We start from the raw sequence: 14777 nt of genomic DNA, 5'->3' as shown, positions 1-14777 counted from the left end.
TCTCATTTGTGCACGGAGGACCCGCCCACCGGCCTGAGGCCGGTGGCGGTCTTTCCGTGCAGCGCCAGGCGGCAGGCTTCCTGTAGATAACCTTCGAATCGCTCCACCACGGCATCCCAGGCCTGATGCCCCGCGTGGTGGCGGGCGTTCAGGCGCACCCGGCGCAGACGCTCGGGGTCGCCCAGCAGCCAGCTGGCCGCCTCGAAGAAGCCCTGGTTGTCGCCGGGGCTCGCCAGCGTGCCGTTGTGCCCGTGGCGGATGTGCTGCCCGGCTGCCGCCTGGTCGAAGGCCACCACGGCCAGCCCTGAGGCCAGGGCTTCGAGTACGACGTTGCCGAAGGTTTCCGACAGGCTGGGGAACAGGAACAGGTCGCCGCTGGCGTAGTGACGCGCCAGTTCCTCGCCGCGTTGCAGGCCGCAGAACACCGCTTCGGGCAATTCCCTCTGCAACTGGGCGCGCTGAGGGCCGTCGCCGACGATGACCAGGCGCAGCTTGAGCTGCGGGTGCGCCGCGCATAGTGCGCGGAAGCTGCTGCCCAGTAGCGACAGGTTCTTCTCCGCCGCCAGTCGGCCCACGTGCAGCACGGCGATATCGCGTTCGCCCAGACCCCATTCGCGGCGCAGCACATCGTCGCGGCGAGCGGGGTTGAACAGCTGGCTGTCGACGCCGCGCGACAGTTGCGCCAGGCGTTCGAAGCCGCGCCGCTGCAATTCCAGCGACTGGCTGACGCTGGGTACCAGGGTCTGCTGGGTGCGGTTGTGGAACCAGCGCAGGTACAGGGTCACCAGACGCATCAGCGGGCCGAAGCCGTAGTGCGCACTGTACTGCTGGAAATTGGTGTGGAAGCCGCTGATCACCGGAATCCGCAGGCGCCGCGCGGCGCGCAGGGCGGCCAGGCCCAGGGGGCCTTCAGTGGCGATGTAGAGCACGTCGGGACGCAGCCCCTGCCAGTGGCGCAGCAGCTTGTGCAGGCAGGACTGCCCCCATTGCAGCCCCGGGTAGCCCGGCAGCGGCCAGCCCCGGGTCAGCACCAGTTCGGCGTCGCTATGACGGCTGCCGTCGCATTGTTGCCGTGGTCTCACGACCTGGATCTGATGGCCCCGGCGCAACAGCCCCGCAGCCAGTCGGCCGAGGGTATTGGCAACGCCGTTGATTTCCGGCGGAAAGGTTTCGCTGATCAGCGCAATGCGCAGAAGATTTTTCGTCATGTCCGCAGTGTCATGGCGCGCAGTGGCGCGCCGATGACGCCGCGATGATCGAAATGTGACAGCGGCTCAGTCGCAGCCGAAGCTGGGAAATCTGCCCTGGTCGGCGACGCGCTGGCGAATGCGCAGGCAGTTCGCACGCTCGCGGGATTCGTCGGCGTCGAGCAGGGGATTGCCGCTGTCGATCATTCGCTCGCCCGGCGGGCGAATCAGCGAGCCGTCCTGAGTGATGCGGAAGGCCGGCTCGCTCGGCAGTTCCGCTGGCGCTTCAGGCTGTGGGGGCAGGGTGGTGCGGAAGCGGCTGTCGTAATCGTCAGCCAGGGCCGTGCCCAGGTTGAGGGCGAGGAGCAGGGCAAGCAGTGAGCGCATGGAAATCTCGTGGCCGGGGAAAAACGCCATTGGACGAATTTCCCCGGCGGCGGTCAGCGCTCGCCGTGCAAATCGGAAGGTTCGTACGGCGCAGGTGATTACTTCACCAGCGCCTTGTCGCCACCCTCGCGCACCCAGAACAGCACCGCGCCGGCCACGGCGGCGGGCATGGCGACCAGGTTGACCACCGGGATCAGCAGGGCGAGGTAGGTGATGCCGCCAAAGCCCATGCACGCCCAGCGCTTGCTGCGCAGCCAGGCGAGCATCTCGTTCCAGCCCAGTTTGTGGTTGTCCGCCGGGTAGTCGATGTACTGCACGGCCATCATCCACACGCCGAACAGCAGCCACAGCGGTGCGGCGATCAGGTTCAGGCCGGGGATCAGGCTGAGGATGAACAGGCCGATGGCGCGCGGCAGGAAGTAACCGAGCTTGCGAAGCTCGCGGCCGATGGTGCGCGGCACCATGGCGATCAGTTCGGTCCAGCTGAATTCGGGGAAGTCGTCGGTGCCGCGCACCACCACTTCGACCTTTTCCGCGAGGAAGCCGTTGAAGGGCGCGGCGATCAGGTTGGCGATCAGGGTGAAGGTGAAGAACACGATCAGCAGCACCAGCGCGACGAACAGCGGCCAGAGGATGAACTGCAGGAAGCTCAGCCAGTCGGGCAGGCTGGGCATCAGGGCGTCGACCCAGTGGCTGAACTCGCTCACCGCAAAGCCGATCAGGCCGACGAAGAGGATGAGGTTGATGCTCAGCGGCAGCAGCACGAACAGCCGCAGGCCAGGGCGCATCATCAGTTTCAGGCCTTCGCTCAGGTATTGCGGGCCGCTCAGGTTGGGCATGAGGCTCTCCAGGGGACTCTCCAAAGGTAACGCGGCTGCGACCTTAACAGACCCGGCAAAGGGCCGGCGAGCCGTGTGTTTTGCCGGGTATGTGGCGGCTCATATGGCGCTGTAGCGCTGGCAGCGGTTGCGTTCCTGCTTGGCCTGGTACATGGCGACGTCGGCGGCGCGGGTAAGGTCCTCGGCGTCGTCGGCGTCCTGTGGATAAAACGCGATGCCGATGCTCGGGGTGACGAAGTCGATGGTCTGGCCGCTCAGTTCGTAGGGGCTGCCCAGCACCTGCAGCAGGCGCATGCCGAGGCTTTCGGCCTGCGGCGGCTCGGCGTTTTCCAGGAGTACGGCGAACTCGTCGCCACCCAGGCGGTAGGCCTGGTCCGGCTGGCGCAGGCTGTTATGCAGGCGCTCCCCGACGGCGGCCAACAGGGCGTCGCCGGTGGCGTGGCCGAAGCGGTCGTTGACCTGCTTGAAGCGGTCCAGGTCGATGTACAGCAGGGCGACCCGTTCGCAACGGATGATCGCCGCCGGCAACTGCTCGTCGAACGCCTTGCGGTTGCCCAGGCCGGTCACGGCATCGCGGAAGGCGAGGTCGATCAACTGGTTCTGGTAGGCGACATGCTGGCTGATGTCGCGCAGGATGCCGCGGAATCCGCCAAACACGCCTTGATTGTCGCGGATCGCCGAGCAGCGTGTCTCGCAGTTGAGCAGGCGTCCGTCGCCGCATTTGAAGGGCGCGGAGAAGGTGGTCTCGCGCTGGTCGTCGCGCACCTGGATATAGAGTGCCTGGGCGCGCCGGGCGTCTTCCGCGGGCAGCAGCAGGCTGTAGTGACGGCCGACGAGGTCTTGCGCCGAATAGCCGAGCATCCGGCACAGCGCGGCGTTGACGGTGAGCAGGATGCCCTTGTGGTCCATCTCGAAGTAGCCGTCGCGGATCGCATCGAGGATCGCCCGGTCCCGCGCCTCGCTCTGCTCCAGGCGGTCGAGCATGTGGTTCATCTCGCCGGCGAGCTGGCCGAGCTCATCCTCACCCAGGCTGCCGAGACGCTGCTGGTTGTCGTCCGGACCGATGCTGGACACTTCGCGGTTGAGCATGCGCACGCGGCGGATGATCCAGAGCTCCAGCGCCAGGTAAGCCAGCAGCAGGGCGACGGCCAGCAGGGCCATGGCCAGGTAGAGGAACAGGCGGATCGACTGCCGGCCTTGCAGGTACAGCGGCCTGGGGCTGCTGACCTCGATGCGCATCTGCGGCTGGCCCTTGGAGTTCAGGTAGAGCAAGGACATCTGCTGGGTGTTCCTGCCCAGCAGTTGGCGCGGGCTGAGCAGTGTGGCACCGCGGTTGTTGGGGATGTTCAGCGGCCGCCAGGTGCTGTCGGAGCTGGCATCGCTGGTCAGGCGCAGGTGCGCGCCCATCTGGTCTTCGAGTCCGGCCATGCGCCGCTTGTCGAACAGCACGCCGGCGATCATCGCGCCAGCGGGTTCGGCGTGACCGTCGGTGTCGCTGATCGGATAGCTGAGCAGCAGTTGCGGCACGCCGTCGATCTGCACGAGCTGATCGATGCTGTGCCGCGTATCGCCCGCGACGTCGAGGGCGCCGAGCTCGATGGCGGTCTTCAGGATGTCGCGCTGCAGCGTCTCCGGATTGGTCGCGGGCGCGCCGGGAATGCGTTCGGAGAGATTGTCGAGCCCCCATTGCTGGCCAACAATCCGGCCCTGGCGGTCGACGTACAGCACATAGTCGAAGCCGAGAAAGCCGAGCATGTCGATATCGAGGTTCTCCGTGACGAACTTCGGGTCGGGGGTGTGCATGAAGGCGTAGCTGGCGTCCCACCAGGCATAGCTGCGCACGATATCGAGGTAGCGCTGCTTCTCGAAGGCGATGCGCTTGTGGACGATGCGAACCTCATCGGCCAGTCGCTGGCGGTCGCCGCGGTCGAAGCGGTCGAGCAGGATGCTGTCCGACAGCATCCACACCCCGGCGAGGCTGGCGGCGAACAGGGGCAGGAACAGCAGAAGCAGGCGTGCGCGAAGATTCATGGGGTGACTGTTGATCATGGGATTTGCTTGAGTCTAGACAGCCCTTCGGTGGATGCCGTGGACATAGGCATGGCCTATGGATGGCATTGAGATTGGCCATTTCTACAGGACGCCGGCACGGCGGTAAGCTGCGCGCCATGTCTAATCGCACGGGTTCGAGAGCCAATCCGGAACACCTTGACGCATGTCAAACCGGCCAGGGCGAATCCGGAACTGCCTGACTTATCTCAAGGGTACTTGGAAAATCTGCAGGACAATGGGTTCCGTGGTTCAGGCCACGCCGCATTGCCGAAGGTCTCCAGGTCATGCGGCCCCGCGCGAGAAACCTTTCAGAGGAGCTGCCGTTCCTCCCAACCTTCCCCCTGGTATTTGGCAGCTCCCTTTTCTTTGTCCGGCGTTCTTCAACCGAACGCCGTTCTTCGACTGAACATCAGGAGGCTGCAATGTCCGGGAATCGTCACGCGCGGGTCATCATTCTGGGTTCTGGTCCGGCCGGTTACAGCGCCGCGGTCTATGCCGCCCGCGCCAACCTCAAGCCGCTGCTGATCACCGGCCTGCAGGCCGGCGGCCAGCTGACCACCACCACCGAAGTCGACAACTGGCCGGGCGACCCGCACGGGCTCACCGGGCCTGCGCTGATGCAGCGCATGCAGGAGCACGCCGAGCGCTTCGAGACCGAGATCGTCTTCGACCACATCCACGGCGTGGACCTGGCCGGCAAACCCTTCGTGCTCAAGGGCGACAGCGGCACCTACACGGCGGATGCGCTGATCATCGCCACCGGTGCCAGTGCGCGCTACCTGGGCTTGCCCTCGGAAGAGAAATTCATGGGCAAGGGCGTGTCCGCCTGCGCCACCTGCGATGGCTTCTTCTACCGCAACCGCGAAGTGGCGGTGGTCGGCGGCGGCAACACCGCCGTGGAAGAGGCGCTGTACCTGGCCAACATTGCCAGCAAGGTGACCCTGGTGCACCGCCGCGACAGCTTCCGCGCGGAGAAGATCCTGCAGGACAAGCTGCGTGCCCGCGTCGCCGAGGGCAGGATCGAGCTGCGGGTGAATGCCCAGGTCGACGAAGTGCTGGGCGATGCCATGGGCGTCACCGGCGTGCGCCTACGCCACAACGATGGCGAGACCTCGGAGCTTAAAGTCGACGGCCTGTTCGTCGCCATCGGCCACACGCCCAACACCTCGCTGTTCGAAGGCCAGCTGGAATTGAAGGACGGCTACCTGGTGGTCAATGGCGGCCGCGAGGGCAATGCCACGGCGACCAACATTCCCGGCGTGTTCGCTGCCGGCGACGTGGCCGACCACGTCTACCGCCAGGCCATCACCTCTGCCGGCGCCGGCTGCATGGCCGCGCTGGACGTGGAACGTTACCTGGATTCCCTGTAACGGCCCGAAGAGCCTGCGTGCAGGAAGAGGCCCCGCTTGCGGGGCCTTTTTCTGGGTGCGCTGTTCAGCTCAGGACAGGCATTCGAACAATGCCGCCGCGCCCTGGCCGCCGCCGATGCACATGCTGACCACGACGTAGCGCGCCTGGCGGCGACGCCCTTCGAGCAGCGCGTGGCCGACCAGCCGGGTGCCGCTCATGCCGTAGGGATGGCCGAGGGCGATGGCGCCGCCATTGACGTTCAGCCGCTCGGCCGGCAGGCCCAGGGTCTGCGCGCAGTACAGCACCTGGGAGGCGAAGGCTTCGTTGATTTCCCAGAGGTCAATGTCGTCCACCGTCAGGCGGTTGCGTTGCAGCAGCTTGCGGATCGCCGGGACCGGGCCGATGCCCATCTCGTCCGGCGCGCAGCCTTCCACCACGCAGCTGACCAGGCGGCCCAGCGGTTGCAGCCGATGACGTTGCAGCTCCGCTTCGGAGACCACCAGGCAGGCGGCCGAGCCGTCCGACAGCGGGCAGGCGTTGCCGGCGCTGACCGAGCCCTGCGCGAATACCGGCGATAGCGCCGCCAGGCCTTCGGCCGTGGTGCTGGGGCGGGGGCATTCGTCGCGAGCCACGTCGATCTCGACGAAGGACTGCTCGCCGCTGCTGCGGTCCTCGATCCGTTGCACGGTGCGTACCGCTGCGATCTCTTCCGCGAACAGACCTTGAGCCTGCGCCGTGGCGGCGCGCCGCTGGCTTTCCAGGGCAAAGGCGTCCTGTGCCTCACGGCTGACGCCATAGCGCGTGGCGACCACTTCGGCGGTTTCCACCATCGGCATGTAGGCCGCCGGCAGGCGCTCCAGCAACTGGCGGTCCTGGCGGCGGTAGGCGTTCATGTGCGAGTTCTGCACCAGGCTGATGGACTCCACGCCGCCGGCCAGGATCAGCTCCGCGTCGCCGGCCTGGATGCGCTGGCTGGCGATGGCCACGGACATCAGTCCGGAAGCGCACTGGCGGTCCACCGTCATGCCCGGCGTGCGTACCGGCAGCGCTGCCGCCAGCGCCGCCATGCGGCCGATGTTGTAGTACTGCGAGCCTTCGGGCAGGGCGCAGCCGAGGATCACGTCGTCGATCAGCTGCGGGTCGAGGTCGCTGCGTCGCAGCACCGCGCGCAGGGCGAAGGCGGCCAGGGTCGGGGCGTCGGTGTCGTTGAAGGCGCCGCGATAGGCCCGACCGATAGGCGTGCGGGCGTAGCCGGCGATGTATGCCGTGTTGGTCTTGGTCGTCATGATGGAGTCCGGATCAGGCGCGGGCGTCGCGGAAGGGCGCGGTGATGTCCTGCAGTTGCGCAGGGCTCAGGTCGCTGAGGATTTCCCGCAGCAGCAGGCCCTCGGCGTCGATGTCGAACACCGCGTGCTCGGTGATGATCCGCGTCACGCAGCGCCGGGCGGTGAGCGGCAGGTCGCAGCGCTCGACGATCTTGGCGCGGCCGTCCTTGTCGCAGTGCGGCATGGTGACGATCACCTGGCGGGCTTTCTGCGCCAGCTCCGCACCGCCGCCGATGCCGGCGACTATCTTGCCCGGCACCAGCCAGTTGGCCAGGTCGCCGTGTTGCGAGACCTGCAGGGCGCCGAGGAAGGTGATGTCGAGCAGGCCGCGGCGGATGATGCCGAAGGAGGTGGCGCTGTCGACGATGGCGCCGCCCGGCACCACGGTGACGTAGCCGCCGCCGGCGTCGATCAGCTCGGCGTCGAGGTTGTGTTCGCCGGCCTGCGGGCCGACCCCGACGATGCCGTTCTCCGAATGAATCCACACCTGGATGTCGCCGGGAACGTAGGCCGGAATCAGCGTCGGCAGGCCGATGCCGAGGTTCACCAGCTGGCCGTCGCGGATTTCCCGCGCGGCCCGGCGGGCGATGGTTTCCCGCGGGTCAGCGAGGGATGGGCTGGTACTCATGGGAGCTCCTTGTGACGGCGACCAGGTGGTGCACGAAGATGCCGGGGGTGTGGATGCTGTCCGCGGGCAGCGCCTGCTCGCTCAGGTCGTAGACCTCGGCGATCACGCGGTCGGCGGCCATCGCCATGAGCGGGCCGAAGTTACGCGCGCTGCCGTGGTAGCGCAGGTTGCCAGCGCGGTCGGCGCAATGCCCGGCGATGAAGGCGTAGTCGGCGCGTAGTGCCGGTTCGACGTAGAGCTGGCGACCGTCGAGGGACACGGTCTGGCGCGCCTCGCCCAGCTCCTCGGGGATTTCGATGTCGCTGAGGAAGGCCGGCAGGCCGACGCCGGCGCAGCGGATGCGCTCGGCGAACAGGCCCTGGGAAACGAACTCGACTTCCAGCGCGCCGGCGGTGAAGGCCCGCCGCGCCGCGTCGCTCAGGCCCAGGTGGGTGGTGATCATCCTGCGGATCGCCCCGGCTTCGATCAGCCGCGAGACCCCGTAGCCGTCCTGGTTGGCGTCGTTCTTGATGATGGTCAGGTCACGCTTGCCCTGGCGCGCCAGTTCCTCCAGCAGGGAGAAGGGCGTGCCGGGCGAGCCGAAGCCGCCGACCATGATGCTGCTGCCGTCGGCGATGCCGGCGATGGCCTGCTCCAGCGAGCACTGCTTGTTCATCGGCCGGCCTGCTGCGCCTGGAAGGCGTCGAAGGTGGCGCCCAGCAACTCGACGATTTCGTCGCACTGCTGGCGGGTGGTGATCAGCGGCGGCGAGATCAGCGTGTGGTCGCCCTGTTCTCCCATCAGCGAGCGGCGCGGGTAGATGATCAGGCCGCGCTCGCGGGCCAGGCGTGTGATGCTGTCGCTGACGTTGGCCGCCAGCGGATAGGGTGTCTTGCCCTCGCGGTCGGCGACGTACTCGACGGCCTGCAGGTAGCCGCGTCCACGCACGTCGCCGACGAATTCGTAGCGCGCGCCCAGCGCCTGGAGACGCTCCAGCAGGTAGGCGCCGTTCTCGGCCACCCTGGCCACCAGGTTCTCGTCCTCGATGGCCTGGATCACCGCCAGGGCGGTGGCGCTGGCCAGCGGGTTGCCGGCGTAGGTGTAGCCGTGCTGGAAGCCGCCGGAGGCGAGGATCGGGTCGGTCAGCTCGGCGCGGGTCAGCACCGCCGAGACTGGGTAGTAGCCGGCGCCCAGGCCCTTGGCCAGGCACAGGATGTCGGCCTGCACGTCCCAGTGCTCGTAGCCGAACCAGCGCCCGGTGCGGCCGATGCCGGTCATCACTTCGTCGAGGATCAGCAGGATGCCGTGGCGCTTGCAGATCGCCTGGATGCGCGGGAAGTAGACGTCATGCGGGACTTCCGCGCCGGTGCTGGCGCCGCCGATGGGCTCGGCGATGAAGGCGGCGACGTTGTGCGCGCCGACTTCCAGGATCGCCGCTTCCAGCTCGTCGGCGCAGGCCAGGGCGTGGGCCTCGGCGCTCAGGCCGGCGGGCACGCGGTACTGGGTCGGCGAGGCGATCTTCGGGTAATGCTGGAACATCGGCTCGAAGGGCTGGGTCAGCGGCGTGTAGCTGGTCATCGCCAGCGCGCCCATGGTCGAGCCGTGGTAGGCCGGCTTGCGGCTGATGAAGATGCTGCGCTGCGGCTCGCCCTTGCAGAACCAGTACTGGCGGGCGATCTTCAGCGCCGACTCCACCGACTCGGAACCGCCGGAGGAGAAGAACACCCGGTCGAAGCGCTGGCCGGTGAGGTTCACCAGACGCTCGGCGAGGTCCACCGCCGGCTGGTTCTCGAACTGCGTGCGGTAGGCGAAGGCGACCTTGTCCAGCTGCGCCAGCATCGCCTCGCGCACCGCCGGATGGCCATGGCCGAGCTGCGCGACGATGGCCCCGGAGCAGGCGTCCAGGTAGCGCTTGCCATGCTCGTCCCAGGCGTAGATGCCCTGGGCGTGGGAGACCGTCGGCAGGCGCACGGAGGATTGGTAGAACAGGTAGTCGGACATGCGAATCCCCTGGTTGATGACGCGCGTCCCGGCGCGCCCTTGGTAGCGAATCAGCCGATGTCGGCGAGGAAGGAGCGGGTGCGTTGCTGCTGCGGCTGGCGGAACACTTCCTGCGGGGTGCCCTGCTCGACGATGTTGCCGTCGGCCATGAACACCACGCGGTCGGCGACCTTCTCGGCAAAGCGCATCTCGTGGGTCACCACCATCATGGTCATGCCGCTGCGGGCGAGGCTTTCCATGACCGTCAGCACGCCGCCGACCATTTCCGGGTCGAGTGCCGAGGTGGGTTCGTCGAACAGCATCGCGTCAGGCTTCAGCGCCAGGGCGCGGGCGATGGCCACCCGCTGCTTCTGCCCGCCGGAAAGGTTGCCGGGGTAGACGTCACGCTTGTCCAGCACGCCGACCTTCTCCAGCAGTTCCTCCGCCTCGGCGCGGGCCTGGCGCGGGTCGATGCCCTGCAGCTGGGTCGGGGCGATGGTGATGTTCTCCAGCACCGTGAGGTGGGGGAACAGGTTGAAGTGCTGGAACACCATGCCGACTTTCATGCGCAGGCTGTTGAGGTATTTCTCCTGGGCGCCGTGGCTGCGGCGGCGGTCGTTGATCAACTGACCCTGGAAGTGGATCTCGCCGCGGGTGGGCTGTTCGAGCATGTTCACGCAGCGCAGCAGGGTGCTCTTGCCCGAGCCGCTGGGGCCAATCAGTACCATCACCTCGCCCCGGCGCACGTCGAGGTCGATGCCCTTGAGCACCTCCAGCGGGCCGTAGTGCTTGTGGATATCTTTCAGCTGGATCTGTACGTCGGCGATGTTCATGCCCGTCCCCCCTTGAGCAGAAGCCGCCGCTCGAACACTTGCAGCAGCAGGCTGGTGATGCTGGTCAGCAGCGCGTAGATCAGCGCGCAGGCGAAGTACAGCTCGAATGGCTTGAAGGTCGCGCCCACCAGCTGCTGGGTGCGCATGAACAGCTCGGCCAGGGTAATGGTGGAGACCAGCGAGGTGTCCTTGATCAGGATGATCAGGTTGTTGCCCAGCGGCGGCACGATCAGCTTGAAGGCCTGCGGCAGGATGATCAGGCGCATGGTGCGCACGCTGCCGAAGCCCAGCGAGCGTGACGCCTCGATCTGCCCGTGGGGGATGGCCTGGATGCCGGCGCGGATGGTCTCGGCGTTGTAGGCGCCGACGTTCAGCGCCAGGCCGATCACCCCGGAGGTGAAGGGCGACAGTTCGAGGCCGAACTGCGGCAGGCCGAAGTAGATGATGAACAGCTGCACCAGCAGCGGCGTCGAGCGGATCAGCCAGATATAGGTGCCGGCGATCCAGCGCAGCAGCCGGTGGCGGGACAGGCGGGCGAGGGCGGCGAGCAGGCCGATCAGCAGGCCGAAGACGATGGCCAGCAGCGTCAGCTCGACCGTGACTCCGGCTGCCTTGAGCAGCATGGGGAGGTAGTGGAGCACCAGGTTGAAGTCGAACATTCTTATTCTCGGGTTGGGTCTCTGGAGCCATCCGTGGTGAATGGATGGTGGTTCCTACAAATTATTTTAATACCCATGTGTTCTGGCTTAGGCCCGCCAGGCAAGCGGGTTTCAGTTGTTCGTGAACACGGGGTGAGTCTTGCATTGACAAAAAATAGCGTCAATTTATGATCTTTTTTCATCATTTGACCGGCCAGGATGCATCCCCACCATGCGTACCGAGTTCAGCCTGCGCGACCTGGAAATCTTCCACGCCATCGCCACCACCGGTTCCACGCGCCAGGCCGCGGTGCAGCTGGGGCTCACTCAGTCGGCGGTGAGCCACGCCCTGGCGCGGCTGGAGGAGTCGCTGAAGATTCGCCTGTTCACCCGCGAGAACCAACGCCTGCAGATCACCGCCGCCGGGCGCTACATGCTCAACGAGGCGGTCCTGCTGATGGGCAACCTGGCGCGTATCGAGGAGGACCTGTTCGTCCTCCAGGACAGCGGCGTGGCGTCGCTGAAGCTGGGCTGCGCGCCCGGCCTCGGCCACCGCTTCGGGCCCGGCCTGGTGCAGCGTTACCTGCAGGCCCATCCGGGCATCGCGGTGTCGCTGGACGTGGCGGCCAGCGGCCGGCTGATCGCCGAGGTGGAAGCCGGGCGGCTGGACATGGCGCTGGTCTCCTACGAGGTGCACGAGCCCAACCTGTTGTTCGCGCCCATGGTCTCGGCGCGCATGCGCGTGCTGATGCCGGCGGCCAGCGAGCTGGCGGGGAAGGCGGAATTGGAGCTGGCCGACCTCGACGGGCAGGCGCTGATCAAGCCGATCCAGTCCGACCACCTGATCTACCGCGACAACAGCCTGCGCCGCCTGCTGCGCCACGAGTTGCAGTCCAGCCTGTCGTGCATGGGCGCGATGATCGAAATGACCGGCGGGCTGAGCCTGGTCAACGCCATCACCGCTGCTGACCTGTGCGAGAGCCCGAAGCTGGTCAGCCGGCCCTTCGCGCTGGAGCAGTGGTTCAATTTCTACCTGGTGTACAAGCAGGAGCTGAAGAGCAATCGCCTGGTGGGCGACGTGCGTCTGGCGCTGGCGCAGGTGGTCGAGACGATGTTGCAGCGCGAGGATTGTGCTGGGGCGTTGCGCCTGCCGGCGGCGTGAGAAACCTGCTTACGCTCGCGAGAGCATAAACAGGTTCTGAAGCGGGCGGCCGAAGCCGCCCGCTGCTGCATCACGCTTTGCGGGGCGCGAGGAAGCCGTTGAAGAACTGCTCGGCATTGTCCTTCAGGCTCTCCAGGTGGTAGCCGCCTTCCTGCACGATCAGCGTCGGCAGCTTCAACCCGCCAATCGCCTGGCCGAGGCGGCGGAAACCGTCGCCGGTCACCGCGACCTGGGATTGCGGGTCCAGCTCGTAGATGTCGAAACCCAGCGACAGCACCAGGGCGTCCGGCTCGAAGCGGCGCAGCGCGGCGATGGCCTCTTGCAGGCGGTCGAAGAACACCGACTCGGGCGAGCCGTGGGGCATGCTCAGGTTGAGGTTGTAGCCGTAGCCGGCCCCGGTGCCCTTTTCGTCCTCGTAGCCGGCGACCACCGGGTAGAAGTTCGTCGGGTCGCCGTGGATCGACACGTAGAGCACGTCGTCGCGCTCGTAGAAGATTTCCTGGATGCCCTGGCCGTGGTGCATGTCGGTGTCCAGCACGGCGACGCGGGCGTGGCCCTTGCGCAGTTCCTGGGCGGCGATGGCAGCGTTGTTCAGGTAGCAGAAACCGCCGGCCGCATCGCGCCGCGCATGGTGCCCCGGCGGCCGGCACAGCGCGTAGGCTTCGGGCTGGCCGTCGAGCAGGGCGCGGGCGCCGGCGACGGCGCTCTGCGCCGACCAGTAGGCGCCGCGCCAGGTCTGTTCGCCCACCGGGCAGCTGCCGTCGGCGAGGTAGCGCGCCGCCTTGGCGAGGATGCCGCGCAGCGGGTTGGGCTGGCGGACGAAAACGTTGGAGATCACCTCCTCGCCCCAGTCCTGGCCGGTGGCTTTCCACTCGCCGTGGGCTTCTTCGAGAAAACGCAGGTACTCGGGGCAGTGCACCGCGCTGAGCGGCTGCATGCCGTGGTCCTCGGGCTGGCGCAGCTCGAAGCCCAGTCGTTCGACGGCCTGCAGCAGGCGCCGGGGACGCTCGGGCACCTCCTGCGGCACCCGCATCTGTCCGCGGGACAGGTAGGTGCGCGGATGGTGGAGGTACTGGTCGGGGTGGAAGTAGGTCAGCATTGCGCGGTGTCCTTCAACGGATGTCGGTGCCCAGCCATTTCTCGCTGATGCCCTTGTAGGTGCCGTCCTTGTCGAGGTCGGCGAGCGCCGCGTTGATGGCGGCCTTCAGCTCGGGGCTGTCCTTGCGCACGGCGATGCCCATCTTCTCAGGGTAGAGCAGGGCGCCGGCCGGGCGCGCGTCCAGGTGGCGGTCGCGGATGGTCAGGAGGCCGGCGATCTTGTCGGTGACGAAGCCGTCGATGCGCTTGTTCTGCAGGTCCAGCAGGATGTCCGGCAGGCCCTTGTAGGTCTTCAGGGTGACGTTCGGCTTGTGCTCGCGCAGCCAGCTTTCGTACGTCTCGCCCAGGGTGATGCCGATGACCTTGCCGTCCATCTCGTCGATGCCTTGCAGCGGGCTGTCCTTGCGCACGAAGAGCTGCGCGCCGGAGAGGTAGTAGGGCTCGGAGAAGTCCACCGCCTTCATGCGCTCGTCGGTGATCGCCAGGCTGCCGATGATGGCGTCGTACTTGCCGGCGAGCAGGCCGCCGATGATGCCGTCCCAGGCGGTGGTGATCGGCTTGGCCTGCACGCCCAGGCGCTGGGCGATACCGTCGCCGATGTCGACGTCGAAGCCCTGCAGCTTGCCGTCCATGTCGATGAAGCTGAAGGGTGGGTATTTGCCGGTAAGGGCGAAGCTCAGTTCGCCTTTCTGCTTGATGCTCTGAAGGTCGTCGGCCTGGGCGAGGAAGGGCAGGAGGCAGGTGGATGCCAGCAGCAGACCGCTGGCCAGGGCGCGCATTGTTCTTGTCATTTGGCGAAGCTCCCGGTGGTGGGTGAGGAAGTGCCCAGGAGTGTTCCAATCGCCTCTTTTCGCGTCAATCTATGTTGTTTTTCAATCACATGAGTCGTTTGGCTAAGCACCTGCGCGGGTGCTTGGCGCGGACAAGAAAAAGCCCCGCCAAGGCGGGGCTTTTTCATGAAACCAACGAACTCAGCCGCGACGCGACAGCGGCTGGCGCTCGAAGTTGACGCCGGCCAGGCCGGTGGTCTGCAGGGCGCGGATGTTGGCGTGGTCGCTGCCCTCGGGGTTCTCACGCACAGCGCGGTAGTGCTCGCCGAACGCCAGCAGCGACTCTTCCTGGCTCAGGCCTTCGAGGATGGCGAAGCCCAGGGTCTTGCAGGAGCCTTCGTTCTGCCCGGCGGAGTTTTCCACGGTGCCGTTGCTGAACGCGCTGGGGGTGTAGCTGTAGTGCTCGGCGATGTACGCCAGGGTGTCGGTGAACAGGTGCTGCTCGCTGCGCAGGCGCGCGCGAAAATCGTTGAGGGTCATCAAGGCAAA

Annotated in this window: 15 protein-coding genes; 2 read left to right on the top strand and 13 right to left on the bottom strand. The window is 66.8% G+C overall.

Annotated features, from left to right (window positions below; all coding sequences use genetic code 11):
* Positions 1 to 2: 2 nt before the first annotated feature.
* The 4 genes from J5M67_RS14110 to J5M67_RS14095 form a co-directional block, all read right to left on the bottom strand.
* Positions 3 to 1208, bottom strand: a complete 1206-nt coding sequence (locus J5M67_RS14110; protein ID WP_207885956.1) for a glycosyltransferase family 1 protein — start codon at positions 1206 to 1208, stop codon at positions 3 to 5.
* Between the two features lie 66 nt (positions 1209 to 1274).
* On the bottom strand, positions 1275 to 1574 hold the full coding sequence (locus J5M67_RS14105; protein WP_207885955.1) for a hypothetical protein: 300 nt from the start codon (positions 1572 to 1574) through the stop codon (positions 1275 to 1277).
* Between the two features lie 98 nt (positions 1575 to 1672).
* On the bottom strand, positions 1673 to 2413 hold the full coding sequence (gene cysZ / locus J5M67_RS14100; protein WP_207885954.1) for a sulfate transporter CysZ: 741 nt from the start codon (positions 2411 to 2413) through the stop codon (positions 1673 to 1675).
* Positions 2414 to 2512: 99 nt separating this feature from the next.
* Positions 2513 to 4444, bottom strand: a complete 1932-nt coding sequence (locus J5M67_RS14095) for a diguanylate cyclase (RefSeq protein WP_207885953.1) — start codon at positions 4442 to 4444, stop codon at positions 2513 to 2515.
* Positions 4445 to 4887: 443 nt separating this feature from the next.
* Between J5M67_RS14095 and trxB the strand changes: the two genes are divergently transcribed.
* Positions 4888 to 5835: a thioredoxin-disulfide reductase gene (trxB, locus tag J5M67_RS14090; protein WP_207885952.1), complete on the top strand. Its 948-nt coding sequence runs from the start codon at positions 4888 to 4890 to the stop codon at positions 5833 to 5835.
* Positions 5836 to 5904: 69 nt separating this feature from the next.
* Here trxB and J5M67_RS14085 read toward each other — a convergent pair whose 3' ends face one another.
* Genes J5M67_RS14085 through J5M67_RS14060 form a run of 6 tightly spaced genes read right to left on the bottom strand, consistent with a single transcriptional unit; the run spans position 5905 to position 11219 of the window.
* Positions 5905 to 7101, bottom strand: a complete 1197-nt coding sequence (locus J5M67_RS14085) for a thiolase family protein (RefSeq protein WP_207885951.1) — start codon at positions 7099 to 7101, stop codon at positions 5905 to 5907.
* 13 nt (positions 7102 to 7114) lie between these two features.
* Positions 7115 to 7768 (bottom strand): 3-oxoacid CoA-transferase subunit B, encoded by a 654-nt coding sequence (locus J5M67_RS14080; protein ID WP_207885950.1) that lies wholly within the window; start codon positions 7766 to 7768, stop codon positions 7115 to 7117.
* Positions 7743 to 8423 carry a CoA transferase subunit A gene (locus tag J5M67_RS14075; RefSeq protein WP_207885949.1) on the bottom strand — a complete coding sequence of 227 codons (681 nt, stop codon included), beginning with the start codon at positions 8421 to 8423 and terminating at the stop codon, positions 7743 to 7745. Before J5M67_RS14075 ends, J5M67_RS14080 begins: the two co-directional genes overlap by 26 nt.
* Positions 8420 to 9748: an aspartate aminotransferase family protein gene (locus tag J5M67_RS14070; protein WP_207885948.1), complete on the bottom strand. Its 1329-nt coding sequence runs from the start codon at positions 9746 to 9748 to the stop codon at positions 8420 to 8422. Before J5M67_RS14070 ends, J5M67_RS14075 begins: the two co-directional genes overlap by 4 nt.
* 50 nt (positions 9749 to 9798) lie before the next feature.
* Complete coding sequence (locus J5M67_RS14065) at positions 9799 to 10560, bottom strand: amino acid ABC transporter ATP-binding protein (protein ID WP_152225642.1); 762 nt, start codon at positions 10558 to 10560, stop codon at positions 9799 to 9801.
* Positions 10557 to 11219 carry an amino acid ABC transporter permease gene (locus J5M67_RS14060; protein ID WP_207885947.1) on the bottom strand — a complete coding sequence of 221 codons (663 nt, stop codon included), beginning with the start codon at positions 11217 to 11219 and terminating at the stop codon, positions 10557 to 10559. The genes J5M67_RS14065 and J5M67_RS14060 overlap by 4 nt, the downstream gene beginning before the upstream one ends.
* A 211-nt stretch (positions 11220 to 11430) precedes the next feature.
* On the opposite strand from J5M67_RS14060, the gene J5M67_RS14055 reads away from it, so the two are divergent.
* A complete protein-coding gene (locus tag J5M67_RS14055) occupies positions 11431 to 12360 on the top strand; it encodes a LysR family transcriptional regulator (RefSeq protein WP_207885946.1) in 930 nt (309 codons plus the stop codon).
* A gap of 70 nt (positions 12361 to 12430) precedes the next feature.
* Here the strand turns inward: J5M67_RS14055 and J5M67_RS14050 are convergent, their stop codons facing one another.
* The 3 genes from J5M67_RS14050 to J5M67_RS14040 form a co-directional block, all read right to left on the bottom strand.
* Positions 12431 to 13459: a histone deacetylase family protein gene (locus J5M67_RS14050; RefSeq protein WP_207885945.1), complete on the bottom strand. Its 1029-nt coding sequence runs from the start codon at positions 13457 to 13459 to the stop codon at positions 12431 to 12433.
* A 13-nt stretch (positions 13460 to 13472) separates the two neighbouring features.
* Positions 13473 to 14249: an ABC transporter substrate-binding protein gene (locus J5M67_RS14045; protein ID WP_207885944.1), complete on the bottom strand. Its 777-nt coding sequence runs from the start codon at positions 14247 to 14249 to the stop codon at positions 13473 to 13475.
* A 180-nt stretch (positions 14250 to 14429) separates the two neighbouring features.
* On the bottom strand, positions 14430 to 14768 hold the full coding sequence (locus tag J5M67_RS14040) for a HopJ type III effector protein (protein ID WP_207885943.1): 339 nt from the start codon (positions 14766 to 14768) through the stop codon (positions 14430 to 14432).
* Positions 14769 to 14777: the final 9 nt, after the last annotated feature.

This window comes from Pseudomonas sp. 30_B, from assembly GCF_017491605.1.
Lineage (GTDB): Bacteria > Pseudomonadota > Gammaproteobacteria > Pseudomonadales > Pseudomonadaceae > Pseudomonas.
Note: the sequence above shows the minus strand (reverse complement) of the source record. Positions and strands in the feature narration are given on the sequence as shown.

Coding starts and splice junctions, on each gene's coding strand:
- J5M67_RS14110 (WP_207885956.1), bottom strand. CDS start 1,208: ATGACGAAAAATCTTCTGCGCATTGCGCTGATCAGCGAAACCTTTCCG.
- J5M67_RS14105 (WP_207885955.1), bottom strand. CDS start 1,574: ATGCGCTCACTGCTTGCCCTGCTCCTCGCCCTCAACCTGGGCACGGCC.
- cysZ (WP_207885954.1), bottom strand. CDS start 2,413: ATGCCCAACCTGAGCGGCCCGCAATACCTGAGCGAAGGCCTGAAACTG.
- J5M67_RS14095 (WP_207885953.1), bottom strand. CDS start 4,444: ATGAATCTTCGCGCACGCCTGCTTCTGCTGTTCCTGCCCCTGTTCGCC.
- trxB (WP_207885952.1), top strand. CDS start 4,888: ATGTCCGGGAATCGTCACGCGCGGGTCATCATTCTGGGTTCTGGTCCG.
- J5M67_RS14085 (WP_207885951.1), bottom strand. CDS start 7,101: ATGACGACCAAGACCAACACGGCATACATCGCCGGCTACGCCCGCACG.
- J5M67_RS14080 (WP_207885950.1), bottom strand. CDS start 7,768: ATGAGTACCAGCCCATCCCTCGCTGACCCGCGGGAAACCATCGCCCGC.
- J5M67_RS14075 (WP_207885949.1), bottom strand. CDS start 8,423: ATGAACAAGCAGTGCTCGCTGGAGCAGGCCATCGCCGGCATCGCCGAC.
- J5M67_RS14070 (WP_207885948.1), bottom strand. CDS start 9,748: ATGTCCGACTACCTGTTCTACCAATCCTCCGTGCGCCTGCCGACGGTC.
- J5M67_RS14065 (WP_152225642.1), bottom strand. CDS start 10,560: ATGAACATCGCCGACGTACAGATCCAGCTGAAAGATATCCACAAGCAC.
- J5M67_RS14060 (WP_207885947.1), bottom strand. CDS start 11,219: ATGTTCGACTTCAACCTGGTGCTCCACTACCTCCCCATGCTGCTCAAG.
- J5M67_RS14055 (WP_207885946.1), top strand. CDS start 11,431: ATGCGTACCGAGTTCAGCCTGCGCGACCTGGAAATCTTCCACGCCATC.
- J5M67_RS14050 (WP_207885945.1), bottom strand. CDS start 13,459: ATGCTGACCTACTTCCACCCCGACCAGTACCTCCACCATCCGCGCACC.
- J5M67_RS14045 (WP_207885944.1), bottom strand. CDS start 14,249: ATGACAAGAACAATGCGCGCCCTGGCCAGCGGTCTGCTGCTGGCATCC.
- J5M67_RS14040 (WP_207885943.1), bottom strand. CDS start 14,768: ATGACCCTCAACGATTTTCGCGCGCGCCTGCGCAGCGAGCAGCACCTG.